Here is a 22406-nt window from a genome sequence, read left to right as displayed (position 1 = left end):
ACAGTGCTTGTGTATTAGGGGGTAAATTATGATTGGTAAACTCACCGGGCGTTCACTACTTCATCTTTTTGATTTTTCCAGTGAAGAAATATCCGGCCTTATTGATTTTGCTGCAGAACTGAAACAGGAACGAATTCAGGGAATACGCAAACAACGTTTTCAGGGCATGACTCTTGCAATGATATTTGAAAAACGATCGACAAGAACTCGTTGTGCTTTTGAGACTGCATTTGGTGAAGAAGGTGGGCATCCGGTTTTCCTGTCGACAGCGGATATTCAGCTTGGAGGTAAAGAGAGTGTTGAGGATACCGCGCGTGTTCTTGGTCGAATGTTTGACGGAATCCAGTTTCGCGGCTTCAAGCAGGCTACGGTAGAAACACTCGCCGAGTATTCAGGGGTACCTGTTTTCAATGGTCTTACTGATACCTATCACCCTACTCAGGCACTTGCTGATATACTTACGATGCAGGAAAATTTCGGAAATCTCAAAGGCAGAGTGCTCAGCTATATCGGTGATGGTCGAAATAATGTCGCAAGCTCACTACTCATTATTTGCGGAAAACTAGGAATCAAATGTCGAATCATTTGTCCAGCTGAACTTTCGCCCCCACAGGAGCTGATAGATGCGGTAAACGAATTTTCAGAAACACCGCCCGTAATCAGCAGCAATCTCCTGGATGTACGCGGATCTGATGTAGTTTATACTGACGTATGGGTTTCTATGGGTGAAGAAGCACAGGCGGAACAAAGAAAAAAACTTCTGGGAGATTACCAGGTAAACGCCACTTTGATGTCACTCGCTGGTGAAAATGCGGTTTTCCTTCACTGTCTTCCTGCTGTTGTTGGTCAGGAAGTAAGTAAAGACGTTTTTGAAGGGAACTCATCACGTGTTTGGGATCAGGCAGAAAACCGAAAACACACTATCAAAGCGGTTATGCTGTCCACTATGGTAAAAGAATAGCGCTCATACTGAGATTTTTTCGTAGAAAGCTCAGCCAGTTATTTTCTTGCAAAGCACGGCACATACATCTATACTATAATCTATAAGATGTACAACAAGGAGGTAGGCCATGAAGAAACGCATTGCCTTTCAGTTAGTGTTTATTTGTTTTCTCTTTCTGGCAAGCGGTCTGCATGTATCAGCTCAATTTGGATTTGAAGTTCAGAACCGTGAATCCAATATCTACGTGAGATCGCTTCAAATCGAAGAAGTATATGCAACCAGTTTCGGCTATCGTGTGCAGTACCGGCGATCAAACGGACGGCTTGCGTATGCTGATCTACCTCTTTCATGGTTCGGATCTGCTGCAGCAGCAGGATCAGTGGCCTACACTCATTCACCGGCTGTCCCTTTTATGAATGTTGTTTTTATAGACGGTTCTGTATCGCATGTAAATCTTTTTCTTCCCAGGAACAGAATGCACCACGTTTACAAAGCAATAGACAGAACAATCAACTGGCGGGAGTACTTCGAAGGTATTGAAACTCTCGAGCTGAACTATTAAAACTATCTGCATGAAATCAATTAATATACCCGATGACCTCAAGGAATTTCTGGAGGATCATCGGGCCTTTTTTATCCTCTCACACATGGAGCCTGATGGTGATTGTGTCGGCTCCTCCCTCGCACTTCGCAGCTTTCTTCGAAGAAGCGGCAAAATTGCTGAAACCTTTAATGTCGGTCCATTTGACCGTAGCGAAATACGGGAATTTGCGTCTGAATTTAAACCTGAAATTTCGGATGAAATGCTGCGTGAATACCCCGATGCCGGTGTAATTGTTGTTGACAGCTCAAGTTTTGACAGAATCGGCGGTCTACAGCAGCAGGTGAGACATTTCAAGATTGCAGTAATCGACCATCATGCGGCCGGTCACCCATACGGCGCAATCAGAATGGTAGACGCAAAAATCCCTGCCACTGCATTGATGGTTCAGCGTATCATCGAAGATCTTAGTGGCGAGGTCACGACTGAAGAAGCAAAACTCCTGTTTATGGGACTGATTACAGACACTGGATTTTTCAGATTTCTCGAAGCTGGAAGCGGTGATGTTTTTATGGCAGCATCAAGGCTTGTTCAGAAAGGTGCTTCACCAAGATTGACATACAGAAAGGTAAACGATGGCAGGTCAATGCAGTCACGCAAACATCTGGCCCGCTTACTGGATCGTGCTGAATCATATTTCGATGGCCAGTTTTTTATCTCTCATTCTCTACTTAGTGATGAACAGGAATTCGGGCAGAACGAACGTGATAGTGATAGTCTCTACTATCTGCTCCTGAGTATCGAAAATTGTGAGGCAATTGCATTTCTCCGCGAGATTGAACCTGGCGTAACGGTCGGAAGTCTACGTTCCGCTGAACATATTGATGTATCTCAGATTGCTCTCAAACTTGGCGGAGGTGGGCATGCCCGTGCCTCCGGATTCAGACAGGATATGCCAATTCCGGAAGTCAAGAAAAAATTAATCGCACTTTTTACTGAAGCTTTCAATCGCTGAATTTCCTGTACAATATGACTTATATCGAATCAACTAGAGAAAAGAAATGACGCGCTCGTAAATCATTTCGATAATGTTTGTAACGGATTGTAACAAAATAAAGTGGTTTCCGGGTTTTACACCTAAACCCGGAATGACTCTGCCACTGAATCATACAATTGTTGCATATTTATCACTATACAAGCAGATAATTTCTACATTCGCACAAATTCATGACTCTATATGCTGCAATTTATATCGGTCATGGCCCGAATATTGCATATCTCCTGTTGAGGAGAGGAATAATGACCGAACTGACTCGAACTGTGCTGGATTTTCAGGAAAAAAAGAAGTCACTTGAAGATGTTTTCAAGAGAATCGCCCCGATAATATATAATTATCCGAGACGCAGCGGCCGCGGAGGAGAAGATGAATGCGGTGAATTTTTGTTGTTTTTTTACAGCAGGATGCTTAGACTGCTAAAAAACTACAGTTATAAAGCTGACAGCTGCTTTGAAGCGTATCTGTTCCTAAGCATGAAATACCAATACAGCTCGTTCTACAAACGCAGAGTAGGTAATATGAACTCTTTCGGGAATTATGACATAGAGTACACAGTAACCGATAATACTCACGATACAGTAAATGAAGAGATTTCTGAAGCATCTGTCAATCCAGAAATGATTGTGAAAAATTTTCATTCACTCTGCAGTGAAAAAATCAGAAAAAAAAACGTACTGCAAAAACGAATTATGGTGCTCGCCTTGATGAACTGTGAATTTATAAGCGAACAGGAGACGCAAATCTGCGCTGATGTTATTGGTATAGATCTAAAGGAGTTCCAGGGAATGATTGATACCCTCCGCCAGAAAATCAACAGCAGGGATCACCGGCGGCAGACCATACGAAAACGCAGGAATGCAGCAATGATTAATTTACGCAGTATTCAGTACAAACTGCACTGCCAGTATTTCAGCAATGATGAGCGTCATATACTGGAGCAAAGAGAAAGATATTACAGTCATCTGCTTTCAAATTGCAGACGTCAACTCAGAAGAATCTGCGTTAAACCAATGCACAGCGAAGTGTCAGAAGTGACAGGTCTTCCGGAAGGTACGATTCATTACACAATGGCCTACTTCAGAAGGATGTATCAGAATATGAGTACTGGTATGATACTTCGTATGGAATCAACTCAGGATACCATGGTATCATTAAAACATGACTATAGCACTGGCAAGCAACAACCAACACAAACTGAAAGAGATACAGGAGATTATTCCAGGAATCAACATAATTAGTCCTGATCAACTGGATATTGATTTTAATCCTGAAGAAACAGGAAATAGTTTTTCCGAAAATGCATGGATAAAAGCTGAGCATCTCTATGCCCTTTTGATTGAAAAAAAACTTATCAAACAGCTGGGCATAGATGCTGTTATTGCTGATGACTCTGGCATTTGTGTAGATGCACTAGATGGCAAACCTGGTATTTATTCAGCGAGATATGGCAGTGATGATCAGAATAATCCATGCCTGAATGATAAAGACCGCAATCAGAAACTCCTGTCAGAGTTGGTTGATATCGTGGATGGTCCCGAACGTAGTGCAAGATACATCTGTGCCATAAGTGTTCTGATAAATCCAGATAGATTTATCTCGGTACAGGACAGCATGGAAGGCAGAATAGCCATGAAGCCATCTTCAGGTAGTGGCGGATTCGGCTATGATCCGATCTTTTTTATTCCTGAATACGGCCGACATGTCGCAGATCTCACTGATGCTGAAAAGCATAGAATCAGTCACCGGGGAAAGGCCATGAGAACGGCCCTGTCGGCTATGCAAACTGCTTTGACTGAGTTAGGATAAAGACATGTCTGAAAAATATACAACACCTTTACGAAATGAAATCAAGCCATCAGATCAATGGGATCTTGGCAGCCTTTTTTCATCAGATACAGAATGGGAAGCAACCTACAAACAGCTGGAAGAACGTATTCCTTCGATCACTGCATTGCAGGGAACACTGGGCACATCAGCAGAAAGCCTCAGGGACGCCCTGAAGCTGATGATGTCAATAAGTATGGATGAGGAACGACTCGGCTATTATGCCCATCTAAAATACTCCGAAGATGCGGGGAACAGCGAAAATCAGGCAAGGTTCGCAAGATTCATGCAACTGTCTGCACGGATAGAAACTGAAGCAGCATTTCAGAGTCCGGAAATCCAGGCTATTCCCGATGAGACTATTCAGGGTTTTATGAAAAATGAAATTCTTGAAGAGTATACCATCTATCTATCACGCCTGCTTCGCTACAAACCGTATATCCTGAGTGGAAAAGAAGAAAAACTGCTTGCAATGCAGGCAGAAAGTAACCAAACCGCCAATAAAGCTTTTTCTGCTCTGACAGATGTAGATATCGATTATGGCACTATTGAAACCCCGGAAGGGCTTAAGCCCCTGACACAGTCAAGTTTCTCTTCATTGATGCAGCATAGCAGCCGTGAGGTCCGCGAGAAAGCTTATCTGCAGTTCTATGGTCATATCGAAGCTCACCAGAATACTATTGCAGCACTCTATGGAGGAAGCGTTCAGCTTGATGTATATCAGGCGCGTGTACGTGGTTTCAATTCGTCCCGAGAATCCAAACTATTCGCAGACGATGTTCCTGAATCTGTCTACGACACATTGATTAACCAGGTTCATGAAGCATTCCCTGTATTACACTCATACTACCAGCTGCGCTCTCGAATTCTTGGCATTCCCAAGCTCAGATTGTTCGATGTAAGAGTGCCTCTTCTGAAAGATATCAAGATGACACATAGTTATGAGGATGCTGTACAGCTTCTCGAAGAAGCTCTTGCTCCTCTGGGAGCAGAATATGTCTCCGTGCTTTCAGACGGACTCAGAAACGGATGGGTCGACCGCTATGAAAACAAGGGGAAACGTTCAGGTGCTTTCTCAGCCGGCAGCTTTCTTGGTAACCCGTACATTCTTATGAATTACAAGGAAGATGTACTCCGGGATATATTCACACTTGCTCATGAGGGAGGGCATTCCATGCACTCCTATTACTCAGCAAAAAACAATCCTTTCCAGAATTACCAGTACACAATCTTTGAAGCGGAAGTAGCCTCTACATTCAATGAACAACTACTTTTTAATCATATGCTGGGTAAATACTCAGATAATCCACAAATAACAGCATATCTTCTGAATCTGAGAATTGATGATATTCTGGCTACCCTGTTCCGTCAGACCATGTTTGCTGAATATGAAAAAATAACACACTCCATGGTAGAAACCGGCAAACCTCTCACCGTTGAAAGTTTACGCACTGAATATGCAAATCTTCAACGCCAATACTTTGGTGAATCCGTAGCAATTGAGGCACCTGATGATATTGAAGGATTACGGATACCACATTTCTATCGCGCATTTTATGTATATAAATACGCCACAGGTATAAGCGCGGCAATCAGTCTGTCAGACGATGTTCTTGGAAATAAACCCGGTGCACTTGAGAAATATTTCAGCTTTCTGAAATCCGGTGGCTCAAAATTTCCTATTGATAATCTGGCGACTGCAGGTGCAGATATGCATAGTCCTGAGGTCGTTGCCAAAGCTATCAGGGTATTCAGTGATTTGCTGGGAAAACTGGAAAAAGCTCTGGATGAGATGGACTGAAAACCGGGGCTATCTGCTGAATATTATACGGTAGATAGCTATGACTAATTTTTTTCCGCTATCTTATTGACATGATCAAGGCTTCCCGATATATTCACCCCATCGTTTCGCGGCAGTGGCGGAATCGGTAGACGCGCCAGCTTGAGGGGCTGGTGTTCGCAAGGACGTGGAGGTTCAAGTCCTCTCTGCCGCATAAAGCATTCAGCCCATCGGGCTGGATGCTTTTTTTTTATACTATACCTGCCCTGCTTCACCCAGGTTCCAGAAGGCCGATAATTCCGGTTCATCAATTCGTCTCGACTGAGCAACCAGTCCTAAATGGAAGGGCTCCAGTGATGGCATTGCTTTCAGAATACGAACCTCAGTGCTCAGCGCAGAGGATTCAAGAACGATTCTTGGCACAAGACCGATTCCAAACCCGAGGCGTACCATACTGAGAATTCCTTCGCTCCCGGAAACTTCTGCATATATTCTGGGATGCAGGCCTCCCCCATCAGATAAAAACCATTGCATTAGCTCTTCGCGCGCAATTCCATCCCGTGGCACAACCATGGGAAGCTCCGAGGCAGCTTCAGGCGTTAAATTATCAGGAATTCTTGACGGATCAAAAGACTCGACAGATATTCTTGGAGCAATAAAAATAAGATCTGAATCAAGCAGTGAACAGGAGGAAAGTCCATCCGGGAGTATCTTCGGAAGGGCAGCGACAGCAATATCGGCATGCCCATCGCTGACTCTCTGTAAAGCCTCTGCGTGAGCCCCGGTCTCCAGAACAACCCTGATTCCAGGAAATGCAGTACGCAATCGTGCCAACAGGCGGGGAAGCACTGCGATACTGGCTGTCACTGAAGCGAATAATCGCAGCTCGCCATGCAGCTGTCCGGATTTAGTACCTAATTCACGTTCCATTGAATGCCATTTAGAAAGTACTTCGCGGCAGAACTCAGCAAATATCCTCCCTGCCATAGTAAGACTGATATCCCGTGACTCACGATGTATCAATTCCTGATCGAGCTCCTGTTCCATTCGCTGCAATGCTCTGCTCACTGCCGATGGGCTAAGATGGCAGATTTCTCCGGTGATCCTGAAATGAAGGGTCTCGGAGAGAGTTAAAAATAACTGCATGTCTCGAATATCCATTGTATTCATTCCTTTCTGCTTCTTACGCATTCAGCCGATTCATGATATGCTCCGATCTCATGAATAATGCTGATGATCACCGACGGAATTCAAAAATGATGAGAGACAGCAGTAAGCTGTCTGGCCTGACCATGATATCACGAATTCTTGGTCTTTTACGGGAAATTACCAGAACAAGCCTGCTTGGTACAGGCCTCCTGGCTGAAGCATTCACAGCTGCCTATAATACACCTAACCTCTTCAGAAAGCTTCTGGCAGAAGGTGCCATGTCTACGGCTCTCATCCCTACAATGCAGGGATATTTCGCTGAGGGGAATGATAAAAAAACAGAAGAATTCCTGTCTGCGACATTTACAGCACTAATCTGGACGGTAGGTATTGTGGTAGCCATGGGAATGGCAGGCGCTGCTTATATCGCGCAAACATATGCAGCAATGTCAACAGATCCAACAATTGCCATGGATACCATTGAGACAGCCTTTCTGATAAGGCTTATGTTTCCTTTTCTCGCGATGGTTTCAATTGCGGCTTTCTTTCAGGGAATACTTAATTCACATGGTGTATTCGTTCCCTCCGGTGTGGGACCGATTTTATTTAACATCAGTTTTCTTACAGTTCCACCGCTAATTGTTTTCTGGGTTCCAAACCCTGCACGCGCTATGGCGATAGGCGTACTCGTCGGCGGTGTCCTACAGGCTTGCGTGCAATTACCGGCAGTAATTAAAATGGGAGCTCGGTTCAGGATAATTTCGGTCAGAAGAGCATTTCTGAACCCCGGCATGAAGCGCGTTCTCATGTTGATGGCGCCGACTCTGCTTGGAATGGCTGTGTATGAATTAAATGCCTTTGTATCAACCGGGCTGGCATACGGTGTCGGAGCAGCGACAAGTATCCAGATATCACTGCGTCTGCAGGAGCTAATACTAGGTGTTTTTGTAATGTCTATCGGAACTGTACTGCTTCCGGAGCTTTCAATTGCAGCATCAAAACACGAGTGGGACAGGTTTAATGATCGATTGAAGAAATCTCTTGATGCAGTCCTGCTAGTTACCTTACCAATAGCTGTATTTGCGATAATCCAGAGAGTTCATATAGTTGCAGTACTTTTTCAGACCGGGCAATTCGGACGGGAATCAGTGCTGATTACTGCAGAAATTTTTCTTTATCATATGCTCGGACTTATCTTCATTGCTGCAAACCGTATCATTGCACCGGCATTTTATGCCCAGAAAGATACCCGGAGTCCAACTCTCGCAGGCATAGCCTCCTTCACTGTGAATATTGTTCTGGCATGGTCCCTTTCCTTCAGATTTCAGGGAGTTGGTATTGCCGCTGCATTATCAATTGCCGGGCTGGTAAATACTATTGCATTGGTTTGGATGCTTAAAAAGAAAAATATCGAAGGGATTGGTACTGTCTTTTCACCGGTTCTAATGTATTCAGGTAAACTTCTGCTTCTTTCACTTGTGTCGTCAGTACCGGTAATATTCCTAAGTCCTATACTGGAAAATCTGGTTTCGACATCGGCATCACGTCTTGTATTTGCCGGTATTCCACTGACACTAACAGCTATAGTCTATTGCTCTACAGGAGTCTTTCTGCTCTGGATTACCAAAGATCCAATTGCATTGTTTCTTGTTCAGGCAATAAAAAAGCGAAAAAGTTGAACAAGCCTGTGCTCTGCTTGCTTTCCGGATGAAGCTCTGCTAATCTCTGAATATGCCTATTCGTAAACTGCTACACACAGTGCTTATTCCTGCTTGTTGCTTGCTGCTTGTATCTGCAGTACTGTTTATCGGTTGTCAGGAAGAGAGCCCGGAAAATGAAGCTACGGTAACAGGACGGGTACTCAGCACTGAAGAATTAGCTGGAGAAAGACCAGTAGTGAATCTGCAGACAAATAGAGACAACACCGGACAGCAATCCGGGTTTATTCCTCCGGAAGGCGATTTAAGGCAGGAAAATGATGTAAGGATAGCATCCGTTGATCCAGCGGATCGAGCTCTAGACAAGCTATTGAACAGTGCAGAACCGAGTCATAGCAAAGCCGCACTCGACACAGAAATGGACTACCTGCATTCCGGAACTCACACAGCGAAATCAACCCTTGATTCCTTCCTTGAAGCGCTTCTGCGTGGAGAAATAGCAAGTGGTACCCTGCTTGAAGAAAACAGTTTTCTGCTGGAACTGGAACTGGAACCAATTCTCGATGGCGAGATATCCCTTGAGCACTACAGGACAGGTGTTTTCCGTGAATCCGATTCCGGGTACCGTCTTGCTGTACGACTGTTTACTTCCAGGACAAGCGCTGTATCTGAAATCACCTTATCCCGGACGAATGGAACCTGGAAAATTTCTGATATAGTTGTCCCCTGGGACGACCTCCGACAATCCGCCGGGACGCCAAGATTCCAGCCTGCAAGTCACACATGGACAATTGGCAGCGGATCATGAATCCAGGTTCAACCGAAGTATTTCTGGCATTAAGCACTGCTTTAAGAAATCAGCTTCAGATAAAGCTTCTGATTCCGCAGCATCCGCCAATTCCTGCAACAATTCAGGCCTTGAGCAGCGATTATACCGATGTTCACTGCATTAGTTCTGTATTAAGTGAGACGCAACTCCAGCTTGTTCGGCTGGAAATACCGTCCCGTAACGGAGCATTTTCAGTAACCACACATGTTATAAGCATAAACGACAAAATGCTCAGACTTGCGCTTCATACAGATGGAGTACAGAAACATCCCTTGATTACTGAAGCTCTCAACGTTCAGACTGAAAAGGTTCCGCAGCTAAAAAAAGTACATTCGCTACTGCATCATCTCAGGGATGGCATCAGCCCCTGGGCAGAACATAGAATTGCAATAGAGCTGCAAGGAAAAAGAGAAAATGCGGTAATGCATATCCAGACGAATCACAAAATCAGCAGAATCCCGGAGCAATTCTGCTTTCCTGTTCGCCCTTTTGAGAAACAGTCCAGATACGATATCCAGGTGCCTATACGGCTTCAGGATCGTGTTTTCGGATACATTGCAGTAATTCTTGCTCATGATGACACTATAGATCTCCCCGAACGTCTGAGCGAGCTAAGTGTATATGCTGCGTCTCTGGCCTATGGGCTTGTAAGCCTTCCTGAACCATCAGAAACAAGCTACCTCTTGATGTCATCAAAGTATGGTTCACTCTATTTCCGCAGCTCCCCTCAATTTCCAGCCGGCTGTGCATATCCCGTTCCCCTGAATAATGGTTATTGCTTCAGTTTCCACGTATAAACCCGGATGCGATTCCTGCCGATATAAGACAGACGGGGATGTAAATGCATTATACCTTATTCGAAATCCGAAGTTATAAACAGATTGAACGTTGTTCCGCTGAAATAGTAAAACAAATTCAGTCTATTCTTTCCGTGTGTATGGACAGTCAGGGAATACATATTGATCCAAAAAGCTCGGGTTATTATCTGTTTCAGTTTCCAAGTTCGCGCCTGGCTGATCTGGAGCTCATGGCGGCCGCAGTCTACAGGGCATTCACACAGTTGAATGAAATTCGTCACGACTTGATGGGCTTTTCAGTATTGATAGATTCCGTAGAAAACACGGATGATACCAGTCTGTTTCGCAGCTTACGCAACAGACTACTGCAGGCTGAACATGAGGATTCATTCTGGATAGGAGACGATGCACGTCACAATTTTGAACATCTGTTCAGATTCCATGAAGATAATGTCAGACAAGGAGGCCTCAGCAGAGTTCTCGGAATTAAGGACAAGGAGGCATTGAACATTGGTTTTCAGCAATTCAGTGTTGATCGCGAAATACATGACTTCCTGTTCTCTGCACTCGAATCCTATTATGAACCCGGTTACAAAGCATCTCTGAAGTGGATACAGTCCAGTTTTCCACTTGAAACTGTCTCGACAATCGAATCTTCTGTGCAGGAATTCCTTCAGTCAGCATTCAGAGACTGCTATCTTTCTCTCCGGTTGATCCAGGATCCTCCCTTTGTAATTTGGGGAGAAGAGCATGCTGATGTATTCAGCAAGCAATTACGAGAACAGATCATGAGTGAACCGGCAAATCCGGTTTCTTTAGCCGAGCAGCCCTTATATAGAATACGACAACAGATATATAACTGCCTTGAGGAGAGACTCGCAGCAGCCGAATATCTGGGAAAACCTCTCGTCCTTGCAATGTACTGTGAAGATGAGCTGAACGATTCATTAAGCCTGATTACATCATGGTTCACTGAAACCATGTTAAAAAGGGAAATTGGAATACCGGTGATGATAAGCCGGGAGGAGGCCCGCGCCCTCCCCCACCTTCCCAAAAAAGCCTGCACGATACTCGACCATCAGAGACTGAAAAGGCCTTCACGTCTAAATGAATACTGGGACAGTCTTGGAGCAAAAGGATTTCACGCCCTTGCAGAGGAGTGTGATTCACGCAGCCAGACCGTACTGTTCTGCTTTCAGCTCTTCGGCTCTAGCCTTAATAGTGAAATGCTACTCGAATTTCTACAGGAAGAAGGCATATCACCTTTTGTATATCCTGATATATGCCGTCATCTGGCTGATAAAGGACTCATTCTATCAATCAGATTTCCTCTTCCAGCCATTCTTGATACCCCAAACCAGAACCTGACCTGGATGGAAAGAACCGAACGGAAACGGCTGATGCAGAAGGCAGAATTATTTATTCAGAGAAAACTTGATAAGTCAAAACTGCAGATGACGATGCAGCTGCTTCAGATTGGCACCACTGTAGCTGATCCACACAGGGTTCTTAACTGGTTTTTATCATTAAGCAGACAACTTTTACTTAGCGGCAGAGTCGAAGAAGCAGGTAGACTAGTCAGACATGCTCATCAGATACTCGGACTTACATTTTCAAGAGGAGTGGCTGTGAGAATACGTTGGGTTCTATGGACCTGCCGGATGCTCCTCGCTCTGGCAGAAAATGATTCAGAAAGTATTCGAAATCTTCGAAGCGATGTTCACGATTTCAGTCACCTCGTTGACATTCCTTCTGCTGACAGCGGCTATGTCCTGCTCGCAATCGCCAAAATGAATCAGGCATCCAGAAACTGGAATGCCGCACTGCAGTATGCAAAAAAAGCAATAATCTCATTTCAGGAAGCTCATGAAAGAGCTGGTATAATCGAAGCAAATATTCTCATTGCCCGCTGCAGGCTGATCCAGGGATCGATGTGGGAAGCCCTGGACTATATGCAGATTGCCCTCGACTTTGCAAATCCGGTAAAGAACACGCTGATATATGCTCATACATCTGTGATAGTGGCTGCCAAGCAATTTCTCTATGGCAACTACAGCAGAACCAGAGAAATCTGCACAGCCATTATTCCCACCTGTCAGCGTTCTGGATGGACATTACTATCCCTGAAACTCCAGTTCATGCTGGCTCGAGTTGATTTTGAATTAGGTAATTATGAGACCGCAATGCAGAAATTCGGTACAGGGAGTGCCTATTCCCGCAGCATAGAAAACCCCGAAGCTCTGGGAATGTTTTTACGCTGGCAAATCAGGTGTCTGAGTTATACCAAGGCACCATCCGCATCCATCAGAATCTTCAGAAAACAGCCTCAACATCCGGAGCGAGACCTATTTCTGGGAGAAGCTCTATTACTGTATAATGAATACAGTCTTGCTCAGTCAGTCCTTGATCAGACAGAAGAACAGTGGACTGAATTGTTTTCTGCCCAGAACACCAATCCTTTTTCTACTGGTTTTTTACTGATAGAGGGAACAGGCATCTTTTTTGAGTCAGAACACACCTACCCTCCTGTTTTGCTTGGCAGATGCTATTCAGCTACTGCAGAATTAAGAAAACATTGCAGTAAACAAGCTCTTGAGCACATGCAGTCACTGCTGCGCAGTAGCAGTATAAGTCCAATTGATCCGAGTTCAGCAATATATTATTACCTCTATGCTCAAGCATTACTCATGGCTGATGAACCGATAGAGGATCCGAATGCCATTATCGGGAAGGCTGCAAAACAACTCCAGGAGAGAAGCACAAAAATGGATAATCCCAAGGACAAGATTGCATATCTCAAACAAAATTACTGGTCACAAAAACTTCTGGATACAGCCCAGGCACAGAAAATGGTATAATTTTAGAGCTTTTTCTATACGGAATAATGACTCTGCTTGACACTCACCGTGAATCCTGCTATCTTCTGCATCGTTGTCAAACGGTGGCGTAGCTCAGTCGGTAGAGCAAACGGCTCATATCCGTTCGGTCAGGGGTTCAAGTCCCTTCGCCACCAAAATATAAAAAAGCAGCATGGGAAAATTGCAAAAACTGTTTGCACTTTCCCATGCTGCTTTTTTTTTATCAGAAATAACTCCGGAATATAGAACCAGGCTCCACATCTTTCAGCTATCTGCACTCGCTATTCAGCAATATCCCGTGAAAAATTTTCTATTTCCCGTATGAATTCCTGCAGGTCAGAGAAGTTCCTGTATACTGATGCAAAACGAACGTAGGCTACGCGGTCTACATGGTAGAGCTTTTCGAGTACCATTTCACCAATGGCACTGGATGATATTTCGTGATCACTGCCACCTTGCAGGCTGGCTTTATCCTCAAGATCGTTAACTATTTCTTCAATTTCACGCTGACTGATATCTCGTTTTTCAAGCGCTCTATGAATCCCTCTTTCCAGCTTTTCACGGCTGAATGGCTCCCGACGATTATGCTTTTTTACAATCATCAATTGTTTCTCAACAATTCTTTCGTATGAGGTAAAGCGGAAGCTGCACTCAGAGCACTCTCTTCTCCGTCGTATCGATTCACCGCTGGCCAGTGTTCTGGATTCAATTACTCTGTTATCCATACTGCCGCATCTTGGGCATTTCATATTATTACTATACCGGCATTCCAGCTGTCACACAATAGTATGCTCAGGCTGGACAGCAGATCAATTTTAAGCTACGGTCTTCTATTATGAGTTTCAGTACTCCAAATCAATCGCGTATTTTTCATTATCTGGACAGCAGGCAGCCAAACTCCATACGGGATCCTTTGTGGGGTCATATCTATCTTGATGACCCGATGCTGAAACTGGTAAACAGTCCACCGCTTCAGCAATTGACCAGAATAAAGCAGCTGGGCCCATCCTTTCTGGTTTATCCAGGTGCAACACATACAAGGTTGAATCACAGTCTCGGCGTACTGCAAATTGCAAGGAAAATGTTACGTAACCTGCTCTCTTACCCAGGCGCACCGGAAGTCAGTCTTGAAGGAGCAAAAGCTTTTCTCTGCGCAGCCCTTCTGCACGATGTAGGACATTTTCCATACACTCACGCACTGAAAGAACTTCCTCTAGTCGAACATGAACAACTGACTGCAAAGCACATTCTTTCAGAGCCTATAAAAGCGATACTTGAAAATGATATCGAGATCAATGCAGAAGCTGCTGCAGCAATAGTTGACAGTTCATTCGTAGGCCCTGTGACAGGGGAAATTCTGTTTTTCAGACACTTGCTTAGTTCTGCACTTGATCCCGACAAGCTGGATTACCTCAACCGTGATGCATATTTCTGTGGTGTTCCTTATGGTGTGCAGGATACTGATTATGTACTTGACCAAATTCGTCCGCATCCTGAATTTGGTGTCGGTATCCTTGAATCAGGTATCTCTGCACTCGAAAATCTACTGTTTTCCAAATACCTCATGTATCGTGCAGTGTACTGGCATAGAACTGTCAGAATTGCTACCGGCATGATTAAAAAAGGTTTGTATCTTGGTCTCGACTCCGGAAAAATCATAGCAGAAGAACTGTACGACCTTGATGACGAAAGCTTCTACAGTCTTTGCAGAAATAATGAAGAACCGGAATTCCAGCTTATCCAGTCTGTGCACCGACGGGAATTTTTTCAGACGGTCTGTGAAATACCATTTAACCCGGATTTCCCCCATCATTCTGCTATGACGGCCCTTCCTGATCGTACAGAAACCGAAAAAAAGATTGCCGATTTTCTTGCATCAGAGCTGAATCGACCCGTCCCTGAGGAGTTCATTCTTATTGATATTCCCGAGAATATCTCTTTTGAAATCAATATGCATATTCTAAGCAGCAAGGGATGGCGACCATATGCAGAAACCCGCACTGTTTTCACTCCCCAGGTTATAAAGGATTTCACAGCTGCTCTACGTTTGGTACGATTAGCTCTACATCCATCACTGACACCGTTAAAGACGTCAAGCATACAGAAATTAACCAGGCTTCTTAATCATGGAATGGATTGAATACACCGCCGGTACAAACGATGATGGACGGAGAATCGATATTCTTGTCAAACGCATACAGCAGGATGCGGGATTATCCGGACTCTTTGCTGCTATACGTAAAGGCCTGATACGTGTAAACGGAAATAAAGTCACTCCCTCCGAAAGGGTATACAGCGGTGACAAAATCGGCATCGCAGCATTCCTCATACAGCAACCTGAAGCTGGAAAAAGAGGAAGTTCTCCTGCTCTATCTTCTGCAGATATACCTGTACTTTATGAGAACAAACATATAATCGTATTCTCAAAACCTGCCGGAATGCTAGTTCATGACGGTCCGGAATCCCTGGCAGCCAGAGTAAAGCCATATTTGCTTGAGCAGGCAGAACCATCATTAAGCTTTCGTCCCGGGCCCTTGCATCGGCTTGACAGAAACACATCAGGTGCCATTGTTTTCAGTAAATCACTGGCTGGAGCCCAGTGGTTTTCAGAAGCCATGAAAAACGGGGGCATAAGAAAGATTTATCTCGCAGTGCTACAGGGATCAATTCAGAAAACCGGAATTATGACATGGACTGATAGGGTACAGCGCAGCGAAATGAAAAGTTATATTGCAAACTCTGGAGGCGATCTTGCCGTTACCCACTGTCTGAAAATAGGTTCCGCGGAAGGATACAGCCCGGAGAGCAGGTCAAGCTCCTATTCCCTGACCGCCCTCGAAATTGAAACCGGAAGAACACACCAGATACGTATTCAGACATCAGAACGCGGCTGGCCGGTCTACGGTGACAGGAAATACGGCAGCACCGAAGGAAGTGCCCATTCTATGTTTCTGCATGCTGCGGTCGTAAGCCTTCCCGCATGGGAACATTCAGATCGGGTTCTGATTAGCGCACCGCTTCCCCGTAGATGGTATGAGCAATTCAGGCTGGATTGTATTTCAGCAGCACCCAGAGATACAGAAGGCAGAAAACAGTGGTATGCGCAGGTAATAAAGAATATTCAGTTGCAGTTATCTGTGCCCTAAGTATACAAAAATGCCTGCAAGAGATACTATACAGCTATGCGCAATTTGTTTCGTAACATGTCATGGAGAATGAAAGGCGTCAAGGTTTATGCTCTTGTAGGGAAAAGTGGTACCGGAAAAAGCTTTCGTTCGGCACTGATCATGGAAAAATATTCAATTACCCATATGATCGATGATGGACTGCTGATCCGCAAGGATAAAATTCTGGCCGGCAGATCTGCCAAACGGGAAAATGCATATCTTGCCGCTGTCAAAACTGCGATTTTTGCTGATAAAGAGCACCGTGAAGAAGTCCTGAACATGCTCAAAAAAGAGCAGATAAATAATATCCTCATACTAGGTACTTCAGAAAAGATGATTCACAGGATTACTGAAGCCCTTGATCTTCCTTCTGTGCATAAAATGATACACATAGAGGAAATTGCGACAGAAAATGAAATTCAGACCGCAATACATCATCGAAAGAACCATGGAAGACACGTAATCCCGGTTCCTTCGATTGAAGTTAAACAGAACTATCCCAAGATTATGGCAGATTCCTTCAAGATCCTTTTCTCAGGGGGACTCTCATTCGGAAAAAAAAGCAAGGTTTTTGAAAAAACCGTGGTCCGCCCGGAGTTTTCCACCAAGGGCACAGTCAGTATATCTGAAGCAGCTTTGGGTCAGATGATATTTCATTGTGTTGCAGAGTTCGCACCTGAACTGCAGGTGCAGAAGGTATCCATTCGGATGGAAAAAGCTGGATACCGGCTTAATATCAGCTTGAGAGTTCCTTTCGGAACGCAGCTCTCCGGCACAATTCACCAGCTACACCGCTATATAGTGGACAATATTGAAAGATTCACTGGTATCATGATCGAGGAATTGCACATAAAGGTCGATACTGTAATGACAAACCACAGATAGTCGGTAAACCAGGCAACAAGAGTTTGACATCCTGATTTACCGCACCTAATATGTATATATGGAGGGTACAATAGATGAAAAAGCTGATCAGAATAAGTCTTGTGCTGGCTTTGACAGGATTAACAGCAGCGACAGCCGCTGCAGCAGAAGACTACACAGCAGCAGGCAACTACTATTACGTTGTATCAGATATCAGCCAGGAGAACGCTGAATATCAGCTTGAAGCAATGGAAGCCCTTTACGAGTTTTACAACTCCTACTTTCATTTTCATCCGGATTCTTTACAACATCCATTGCGAGTCAGGATTTTCGGTGACCGCAGTAATTACGAAGCATATATAGGGCGCTTTATCGATAATCCTGATGAGGATTATGTCTATCTTCATTACAGTGATCCGCAGCGCAGCGAGCTGATTGGCTATGCCAGTGAGAGCAGAGAAAATCTACAGACCTTGAGCCACCAGGCATTTATCCAGTTTCTCAGATCATTTATACCAAATCCTCCGTTATGGCTCAGAGAAGGCTTTGCTGTGTATTTCGAATATGCCCAGTATGACAAGGAATTCGAGACTGTTTCATACCGGGAAAATCTCTCCTGGCTCGAAACACTACAGAATGATCTTGTAAACGGTCTATTCGATCGCTTGAGTGCCGAAGAAATCCTCCTTATGGATGTTCAGACAGCCCAGGAAAATTTAACTGATTTCTACCCGAGAGCATGGGGTATGATTTCATTTCTTCTACACTCCCCGATTCGTGAATACAATCGGCTTTTGTGGGACAGTATAAGTGCATTAGCAAGGGAAGGCAGTCTGCAGGAAAATAATGACAAAGTCCTCAGATCGGCCTTTGCCTGGATTGACCCTGAAACACTTACCGAAGACTTCCACTTTTATATTGAGACACGCCAGACATTCAGAAGTCTTGTTCTCGATGGTATCGAGCATTACACTAATGACAGACTTGACCGAGCTGAACAGCGTTTTATACAGGCTTTGAACCTGCAGGATGCCAACTACATTCCCTATTACTATTTAGGCCTCATTAATTATTCACGAGGTAACTATCGTCTTGCAGAATTCTACTATAATACTGCAATTGATCTTGGTTCAGACCCCGGATTAACCACATACGCATTGAGTGTAAATGCCTATGCCGAAGCTGATTATGATCGTGCTTTAAGCCTGCTGGAAGAAACATTACAGATTGATACTGAAACCTATAGAGAAAAGGTTGAGTATCTGCGGGATCGAATTCAGGAAGAAGCATAACAATCAATGGAGTTACGCAGCATTGCTTTACGGGATACCCTGATTCATAAACTGCGCGAGCTTGAAGCACATACCGAAAATGTGTATCTCTCGCTCGCACAGCAATTCCCTTTACTGATCAAGGAGATGGAATATAGTCTGGATCAATCATCCAGGCTCATAGGGAGCCTCTCCTCTGACACTTCACTGGGTAAAAGTCCAGTATTTTCTGCAGCCGAAAGATTATTTTCAGCTATACAGACATCGGATCAGCAATTCCAGTCCATGCTGCATGAGGATGACAGCGTCTTTGCAGATATGGAACAGGGAATCAAGTATCTGTATGCACTGGAAGATCATATCAATAGAATCCGTACAGATTCGGAATTAATGGAACTTATTTCCCTGAATGCTCTTACAGTGGCCTTAAAAGCAGGTAGCGCAGGCCGCGGTTTCTCTTTTATTACTGAAGAACTGCAACGGATTTCCGGCCGGACTATCGCGCTGACTGAGGATACTACCCGCAAGGGAGAACTGGTTTCTACACTCTTTCACACTTTCAGACAGAATGTTTCTTCTGCGAGGACGGTTGAACAGGAACTTTTCCAGAGTTTCAAGCCTGTGCTTGAGCAAAGAGTTCAGGCTTTTCTCGAATCGGCTGACAGAATATTTTCCATTTTCCTGGGAATACGCGAAGAAGCAGCAAGAATAAAGTCCCCATTGACCGTCATTATGCAGGAAATTCAACAGCAGGATATTATCAAGCAATCAATCGACCATGTAATAATGACCCTTGAAGAGATGGAAAGTTCAACCGACTTGACAGATGACCAGGCATCTCTGGATGAACTCAGCTTTTTAATGAGTCTCCCCGATTTAGCAGGAACAGTAATAAAAGAGGTTCAGGAACGACTCATTCAGAGTCTGGAATGCTTTGAAGCAGAATCTGCCCGCGCTCATAAAATTATTAACGAGGTGGATGACGCTATCAACCGAAAACTCAGAGAGCTCTTCCCTGCTGATCAGAAACACATTTTTTCTGACTGGCTCGCTGAAACGGAAAAAAGTCTTTCAGGCTTATTTCAGCAGATGCGTAATGCGATGCAGAAAAAAGAGACACTCTCACATGACAGTAAAAATCTGGTCCAGGGAGTGTTCCAGATCGATCATAACTTCCAGTCTTTCCAGACAATAATATCTCGCTTCCACAACCTTAATATGTCATCACGGATTGAAGTTGCAAAAAGCTCAGTGCTTCGGGATATGGACGGTACCATTGAAGAAATGAATGAACTGACAGATCAAGTGACCGGTCACGTTCAGGAAGCTATAGATACAGTGCAGGATTTCATTCAAGGCACAAACTCTTCTATTACGAAATACAGAAGAATGATTGATGATCAGCAGTCCCAGGTAGAATCGCGTTTCAGTAAAATTGCCAGTGATTTTAATAGTCTACATAAAACACAAAATGAACTCAGTACACAGATACATAGTTTTTCCGTATTCTCCCGAAATTTCCAGGAATTATTCAAAACAAGCAAGCAGGATTTAAAAGGTTTACGTGGACTTCTGGATGATCTGGATAGTATCTTTAAAACATTGAATGACGTAAAGACTGAAGCAGCCGATCAACGGCAGAAGCTGCTTGCAAAAATGGGTCTGACAGAATGGGAAATAGAGAGCAGCCGTTTAGTACAGCTTATAGAGCGATTTACAATCTATACGCATAAGAAAGCAGCCAGTGATCTTGCTGGGTTTGTGGTTGATGATCAAACAGCTGAAAGCGGTGAGGTAACACTCTTCTGAAAATGGTGCAATAAATGGACACACAATACAATTCTAAACTTGATCGTTTGACTTATGTCCTTCATCCTGGTGAGTATCACGCTACCGGTGATCCGGTCATAATATCAACAGTTCTTGGCAGCTGTATTGCCGTAGTACTGTTTGATTCGCAAGCCAGAATCGGTGGTATGAACCATTTCCTTCTCCCGGGCTCCGTAGATAAGAGCCATCTATACACCAGCAAGGAAGGCCGTTATGGACTTTTTGCTATGGAATTACTGATAAATCAGCTGCTCAAGCTCGGTGCCCAGAAGCATAGACTCAAAGCCAAGGTATTCGGTGGAGCAAAAATGTTCAAATTTGATGGAGAATCGACCGGCTTTACCGTATCAGAAAGCAATGTCAGTTTCGCATTTGAGTACCTCAAGACGGAGGGAATACCAGTTGTAGCACAGGAAGTCGGCAATACTTATGCACGCAAGGTTCTGTTTCTGCCGGACACATCCCAGGTTTTTCTGAAAGGTATCCGCAAGGTTCAGGAAGAACAGCAGATTGTGGCAGAAGAAAAACAATTCCTGCGTACCGTACAGACCGCTCCCGAACCCAAAAGCAGCGAGCCGGATCTTTTCTGATAAATCAGAGCCTGTATTCGCCTATGGCTGCACAGGATTCTGTCCTCCGGCAGGTTTTCTCCCGGAACGTCTTCTTTTATTTCTGGCCCTTCTCGGCCGCTGAGGTTCGATCTGTTCGCCTGCAAGTGGCACGGTAAAATAGCCATTCTCAAAATACTGCTTTCTTCCCTTAATCAACATATGAACAGCCGATTCGACATCGCGGTTTGGCGGGGTTACCGGTTTGAGAAACATCTTGAGCGCAGTATATACATCACCACTTGGAATCTTCCGCTTCTTGCCTATCTCGGTGATATTGTAGAAATACTCGGAAGCTATATACGCAATAGCAATAGATCTTGATTCTGAAGGCAAATGTTCTATTGCCGCATCCAGCTTATTCATTGAAGAAAAAAAGCCATCAAAATACGCAGTGGTCTTGTCACGCAATTGTGCATCAAGAAACGGGAGCATATGAACGAGAAGTTTGTATTCAAAGCATGTACGCAAAATACCAGCGGCGTTCCCGGACTGTAATATCTTGAATACTTCCTCAGTCATCCTGGAATTAGGCGTAGAAGCCAGTAAATCCGATGAGCGAAGCAGATTTCGCTTGAGTCTGAAAGTTAACTTGAAATTACAGCGGACCGAATATTTGACAGCCCTGATCATCCTTACCGGATCTTCATGAAAAATCCGCTTTACGGGAATAACTGGCTTTACTATACCGCTCCTGATATCCTCAAATCCTGTGTTGAAATCAAGAACCTGATTATTCTCTGTATCGTAGTAAAGAGAATTCAGGGTGAAGTCACGCCGGGCGGCATCCTCTTCAATGCTTCCATACACTGTATGGAAGCCCTCGGACTCAAGTGCTCTGAAGGTGGCAACCTCAATGATTTTATCCTGGAAAAATATATGAACAAGTCGGAACCTTTTTCCGATAACCCTTGAGTTTCTAAAGAGTTTTCTGATCTGTGCCGGTGAGGCATTAGTAGCCATATCGAAGTCTTTCGGACTTCTTCCCAGGAGGAGATCCCTCACAGCACCGCCTACAATATAAGCCTGAAAACCATGCCGGCGTAGTCTCCTGGCGATTCTGACAGCATCATAATCTATAGAGGCAGGTTGAATTCCATGTTCCTGGGAGGTATATATTTTCGCCTGTGGTATAGCTTTTCCGTTTTTTCCGGTTGTGTATCGAATCAGCAAGGTGCTGCACCTTCAAATGTATGGTATTGATATGTCTGATAGTAGTGTACCTTTGAA

19 protein-coding genes and 2 tRNA genes are annotated in these 22406 nt (G+C 44.3%); 18 read left to right on the top strand and 3 right to left on the bottom strand.

What is annotated here, in order from left to right; genetic code table 11:
- The first annotated feature begins 31 nt into the window (after window positions 1–31).
- From argF to ACYQ2L_RS06365, 7 genes are all read left to right on the top strand, one after another.
- On the top strand, window positions 32–961 hold the full coding sequence (gene argF, locus ACYQ2L_RS06395; protein WP_487247720.1) for an ornithine carbamoyltransferase: 930 nt from the start codon (window positions 32–34) through the stop codon (window positions 959–961).
- 109 nt (window positions 962–1070) lie between these two features.
- The gene (locus tag ACYQ2L_RS06390) at window positions 1071–1505 is read left to right on the top strand and encodes a hypothetical protein (RefSeq protein ID WP_460052872.1); all 435 of its coding nucleotides are present in this window, start codon (window positions 1071–1073) and stop codon (window positions 1503–1505) included.
- Window positions 1506–1515: 10 nt separating this feature from the next.
- Entirely contained in the window at window positions 1516–2499 is a 984-nt protein-coding gene (locus ACYQ2L_RS06385) for a DHH family phosphoesterase (RefSeq protein WP_460052869.1), read from the top strand.
- A gap of 284 nt (window positions 2500–2783) precedes the next feature.
- Complete coding sequence (locus tag ACYQ2L_RS06380) at window positions 2784–3779, top strand: hypothetical protein (RefSeq protein ID WP_460052867.1); 996 nt, start codon at window positions 2784–2786, stop codon at window positions 3777–3779.
- A complete protein-coding gene (gene rdgB, locus ACYQ2L_RS06375; protein ID WP_460052864.1) occupies window positions 3700–4347 on the top strand; it encodes an RdgB/HAM1 family non-canonical purine NTP pyrophosphatase in 648 nt (215 codons plus the stop codon). Before ACYQ2L_RS06380 ends, rdgB begins: the two co-directional genes overlap by 80 nt.
- A 4-nt stretch (window positions 4348–4351) precedes the next feature.
- Window positions 4352–6166 carry an oligoendopeptidase F gene (gene pepF, locus ACYQ2L_RS06370; RefSeq protein ID WP_460052861.1) on the top strand — a complete coding sequence of 605 codons (1815 nt, stop codon included), beginning with the start codon at window positions 4352–4354 and terminating at the stop codon, window positions 6164–6166.
- A 109-nt stretch (window positions 6167–6275) separates the two neighbouring features.
- Window positions 6276–6359 (top strand) — tRNA-Leu (locus tag ACYQ2L_RS06365).
- A gap of 41 nt (window positions 6360–6400) precedes the next feature.
- On the opposite strand, the gene ilvY is transcribed toward ACYQ2L_RS06365, so the two are convergent.
- Window positions 6401–7315, bottom strand: coding sequence for an HTH-type transcriptional activator IlvY (ilvY, locus tag ACYQ2L_RS06360; RefSeq protein ID WP_460052857.1), 915 nt, complete (start codon window positions 7313–7315; stop codon window positions 6401–6403).
- Window positions 7316–7365: 50 nt separating this feature from the next.
- Between ilvY and murJ the strand changes: the two genes are divergently transcribed.
- The 5 genes from murJ to ACYQ2L_RS06335 all read left to right on the top strand — a co-directional run bounded on the left by murJ (window position 7366) and on the right by ACYQ2L_RS06335 (window position 13591).
- Window positions 7366–8973, top strand: coding sequence for a murein biosynthesis integral membrane protein MurJ (gene murJ / locus ACYQ2L_RS06355; protein WP_460052854.1), 1608 nt, complete (start codon window positions 7366–7368; stop codon window positions 8971–8973).
- Window positions 8974–9025: 52 nt separating this feature from the next.
- On the top strand, window positions 9026–9760 hold the full coding sequence (locus ACYQ2L_RS06350; protein WP_460052849.1) for a hypothetical protein: 735 nt from the start codon (window positions 9026–9028) through the stop codon (window positions 9758–9760).
- Complete coding sequence (locus tag ACYQ2L_RS06345) at window positions 9757–10578, top strand: hypothetical protein (protein ID WP_460052845.1); 822 nt, start codon at window positions 9757–9759, stop codon at window positions 10576–10578. Before ACYQ2L_RS06350 ends, ACYQ2L_RS06345 begins: the two co-directional genes overlap by 4 nt.
- Before the next feature lie 140 nt (window positions 10579–10718).
- Entirely contained in the window at window positions 10719–13436 is a 2718-nt protein-coding gene (locus ACYQ2L_RS06340; RefSeq protein ID WP_460052840.1) for a hypothetical protein, read from the top strand.
- Window positions 13437–13518: 82 nt separating this feature from the next.
- Window positions 13519–13591 (top strand) — tRNA-Met (locus tag ACYQ2L_RS06335).
- A 126-nt stretch (window positions 13592–13717) separates the two neighbouring features.
- Here the strand turns inward: ACYQ2L_RS06335 and nrdR are convergent.
- Window positions 13718–14185 (bottom strand): transcriptional regulator NrdR, encoded by a 468-nt coding sequence (gene nrdR / locus ACYQ2L_RS06330; RefSeq protein ID WP_460052835.1) that lies wholly within the window; start codon window positions 14183–14185, stop codon window positions 13718–13720.
- Window positions 14186–14271: 86 nt separating this feature from the next.
- Here nrdR and ACYQ2L_RS06325 point away from each other — a divergent pair, with 86 nt between their 5' ends.
- The 6 genes from ACYQ2L_RS06325 to ACYQ2L_RS06300 all read left to right on the top strand — a co-directional run bounded on the left by ACYQ2L_RS06325 (window position 14272) and on the right by ACYQ2L_RS06300 (window position 21158).
- Entirely contained in the window at window positions 14272–15576 is a 1305-nt protein-coding gene (locus tag ACYQ2L_RS06325) for an HD domain-containing protein (protein WP_460052829.1), read from the top strand.
- Window positions 15563–16582: an RluA family pseudouridine synthase gene (locus ACYQ2L_RS06320; protein ID WP_460052825.1), complete on the top strand. Its 1020-nt coding sequence runs from the start codon at window positions 15563–15565 to the stop codon at window positions 16580–16582. The genes ACYQ2L_RS06325 and ACYQ2L_RS06320 overlap by 14 nt, the downstream gene beginning before the upstream one ends.
- A 36-nt stretch (window positions 16583–16618) precedes the next feature.
- A complete protein-coding gene (locus tag ACYQ2L_RS06315; RefSeq protein ID WP_460052822.1) occupies window positions 16619–17488 on the top strand; it encodes a hypothetical protein in 870 nt (289 codons plus the stop codon).
- A gap of 74 nt (window positions 17489–17562) precedes the next feature.
- Window positions 17563–18759: a tetratricopeptide repeat protein gene (locus ACYQ2L_RS06310; RefSeq protein WP_460052817.1), complete on the top strand. Its 1197-nt coding sequence runs from the start codon at window positions 17563–17565 to the stop codon at window positions 18757–18759.
- A 6-nt stretch (window positions 18760–18765) separates the two neighbouring features.
- On the top strand, window positions 18766–20547 hold the full coding sequence (locus tag ACYQ2L_RS06305) for a hypothetical protein (protein WP_460052810.1): 1782 nt from the start codon (window positions 18766–18768) through the stop codon (window positions 20545–20547).
- A gap of 14 nt (window positions 20548–20561) precedes the next feature.
- Window positions 20562–21158: a chemotaxis protein CheD gene (locus ACYQ2L_RS06300; RefSeq protein WP_460052806.1), complete on the top strand. Its 597-nt coding sequence runs from the start codon at window positions 20562–20564 to the stop codon at window positions 21156–21158.
- Between the two features lie 21 nt (window positions 21159–21179).
- On the opposite strand, the gene pcnB is transcribed toward ACYQ2L_RS06300, so the two are convergent.
- Window positions 21180–22349, bottom strand: coding sequence for a polynucleotide adenylyltransferase PcnB (gene pcnB, locus ACYQ2L_RS06295; protein ID WP_460052803.1), 1170 nt, complete (start codon window positions 22347–22349; stop codon window positions 21180–21182).
- Window positions 22350–22406 lie beyond the last annotated feature (57 nt).

The sequence above is a fragment of the Spirochaeta dissipatitropha genome (assembly GCF_054657935.1).
This window is presented reverse-complemented; position numbering and strand designations above follow the sequence as displayed.

Coding starts and splice junctions, on each gene's coding strand:
- ACYQ2L_RS06345 (WP_460052845.1), top strand. CDS start 9,757: ATGAATCCAGGTTCAACCGAAGTATTTCTGGCATTAAGCACTGCTTTA.
- ACYQ2L_RS06325 (WP_460052829.1), top strand. CDS start 14,272: ATGAGTTTCAGTACTCCAAATCAATCGCGTATTTTTCATTATCTGGAC.
- ACYQ2L_RS06300 (WP_460052806.1), top strand. CDS start 20,562: ATGGACACACAATACAATTCTAAACTTGATCGTTTGACTTATGTCCTT.
- ACYQ2L_RS06320 (WP_460052825.1), top strand. CDS start 15,563: ATGGAATGGATTGAATACACCGCCGGTACAAACGATGATGGACGGAGA.
- rdgB (WP_460052864.1), top strand. CDS start 3,700: ATGACTATAGCACTGGCAAGCAACAACCAACACAAACTGAAAGAGATA.
- ACYQ2L_RS06315 (WP_460052822.1), top strand. CDS start 16,619: ATGCGCAATTTGTTTCGTAACATGTCATGGAGAATGAAAGGCGTCAAG.
- ACYQ2L_RS06340 (WP_460052840.1), top strand. CDS start 10,719: ATGGACAGTCAGGGAATACATATTGATCCAAAAAGCTCGGGTTATTAT.
- ACYQ2L_RS06390 (WP_460052872.1), top strand. CDS start 1,071: ATGAAGAAACGCATTGCCTTTCAGTTAGTGTTTATTTGTTTTCTCTTT.
- murJ (WP_460052854.1), top strand. CDS start 7,366: ATGAATAATGCTGATGATCACCGACGGAATTCAAAAATGATGAGAGAC.
- pepF (WP_460052861.1), top strand. CDS start 4,352: ATGTCTGAAAAATATACAACACCTTTACGAAATGAAATCAAGCCATCA.
- nrdR (WP_460052835.1), bottom strand. CDS start 14,185: ATGAAATGCCCAAGATGCGGCAGTATGGATAACAGAGTAATTGAATCC.
- ilvY (WP_460052857.1), bottom strand. CDS start 7,315: ATGAATACAATGGATATTCGAGACATGCAGTTATTTTTAACTCTCTCC.
- ACYQ2L_RS06350 (WP_460052849.1), top strand. CDS start 9,026: ATGCCTATTCGTAAACTGCTACACACAGTGCTTATTCCTGCTTGTTGC.
- ACYQ2L_RS06305 (WP_460052810.1), top strand. CDS start 18,766: ATGGAGTTACGCAGCATTGCTTTACGGGATACCCTGATTCATAAACTG.
- ACYQ2L_RS06380 (WP_460052867.1), top strand. CDS start 2,784: ATGACCGAACTGACTCGAACTGTGCTGGATTTTCAGGAAAAAAAGAAG.
- ACYQ2L_RS06385 (WP_460052869.1), top strand. CDS start 1,516: ATGAAATCAATTAATATACCCGATGACCTCAAGGAATTTCTGGAGGAT.
- ACYQ2L_RS06310 (WP_460052817.1), top strand. CDS start 17,563: ATGAAAAAGCTGATCAGAATAAGTCTTGTGCTGGCTTTGACAGGATTA.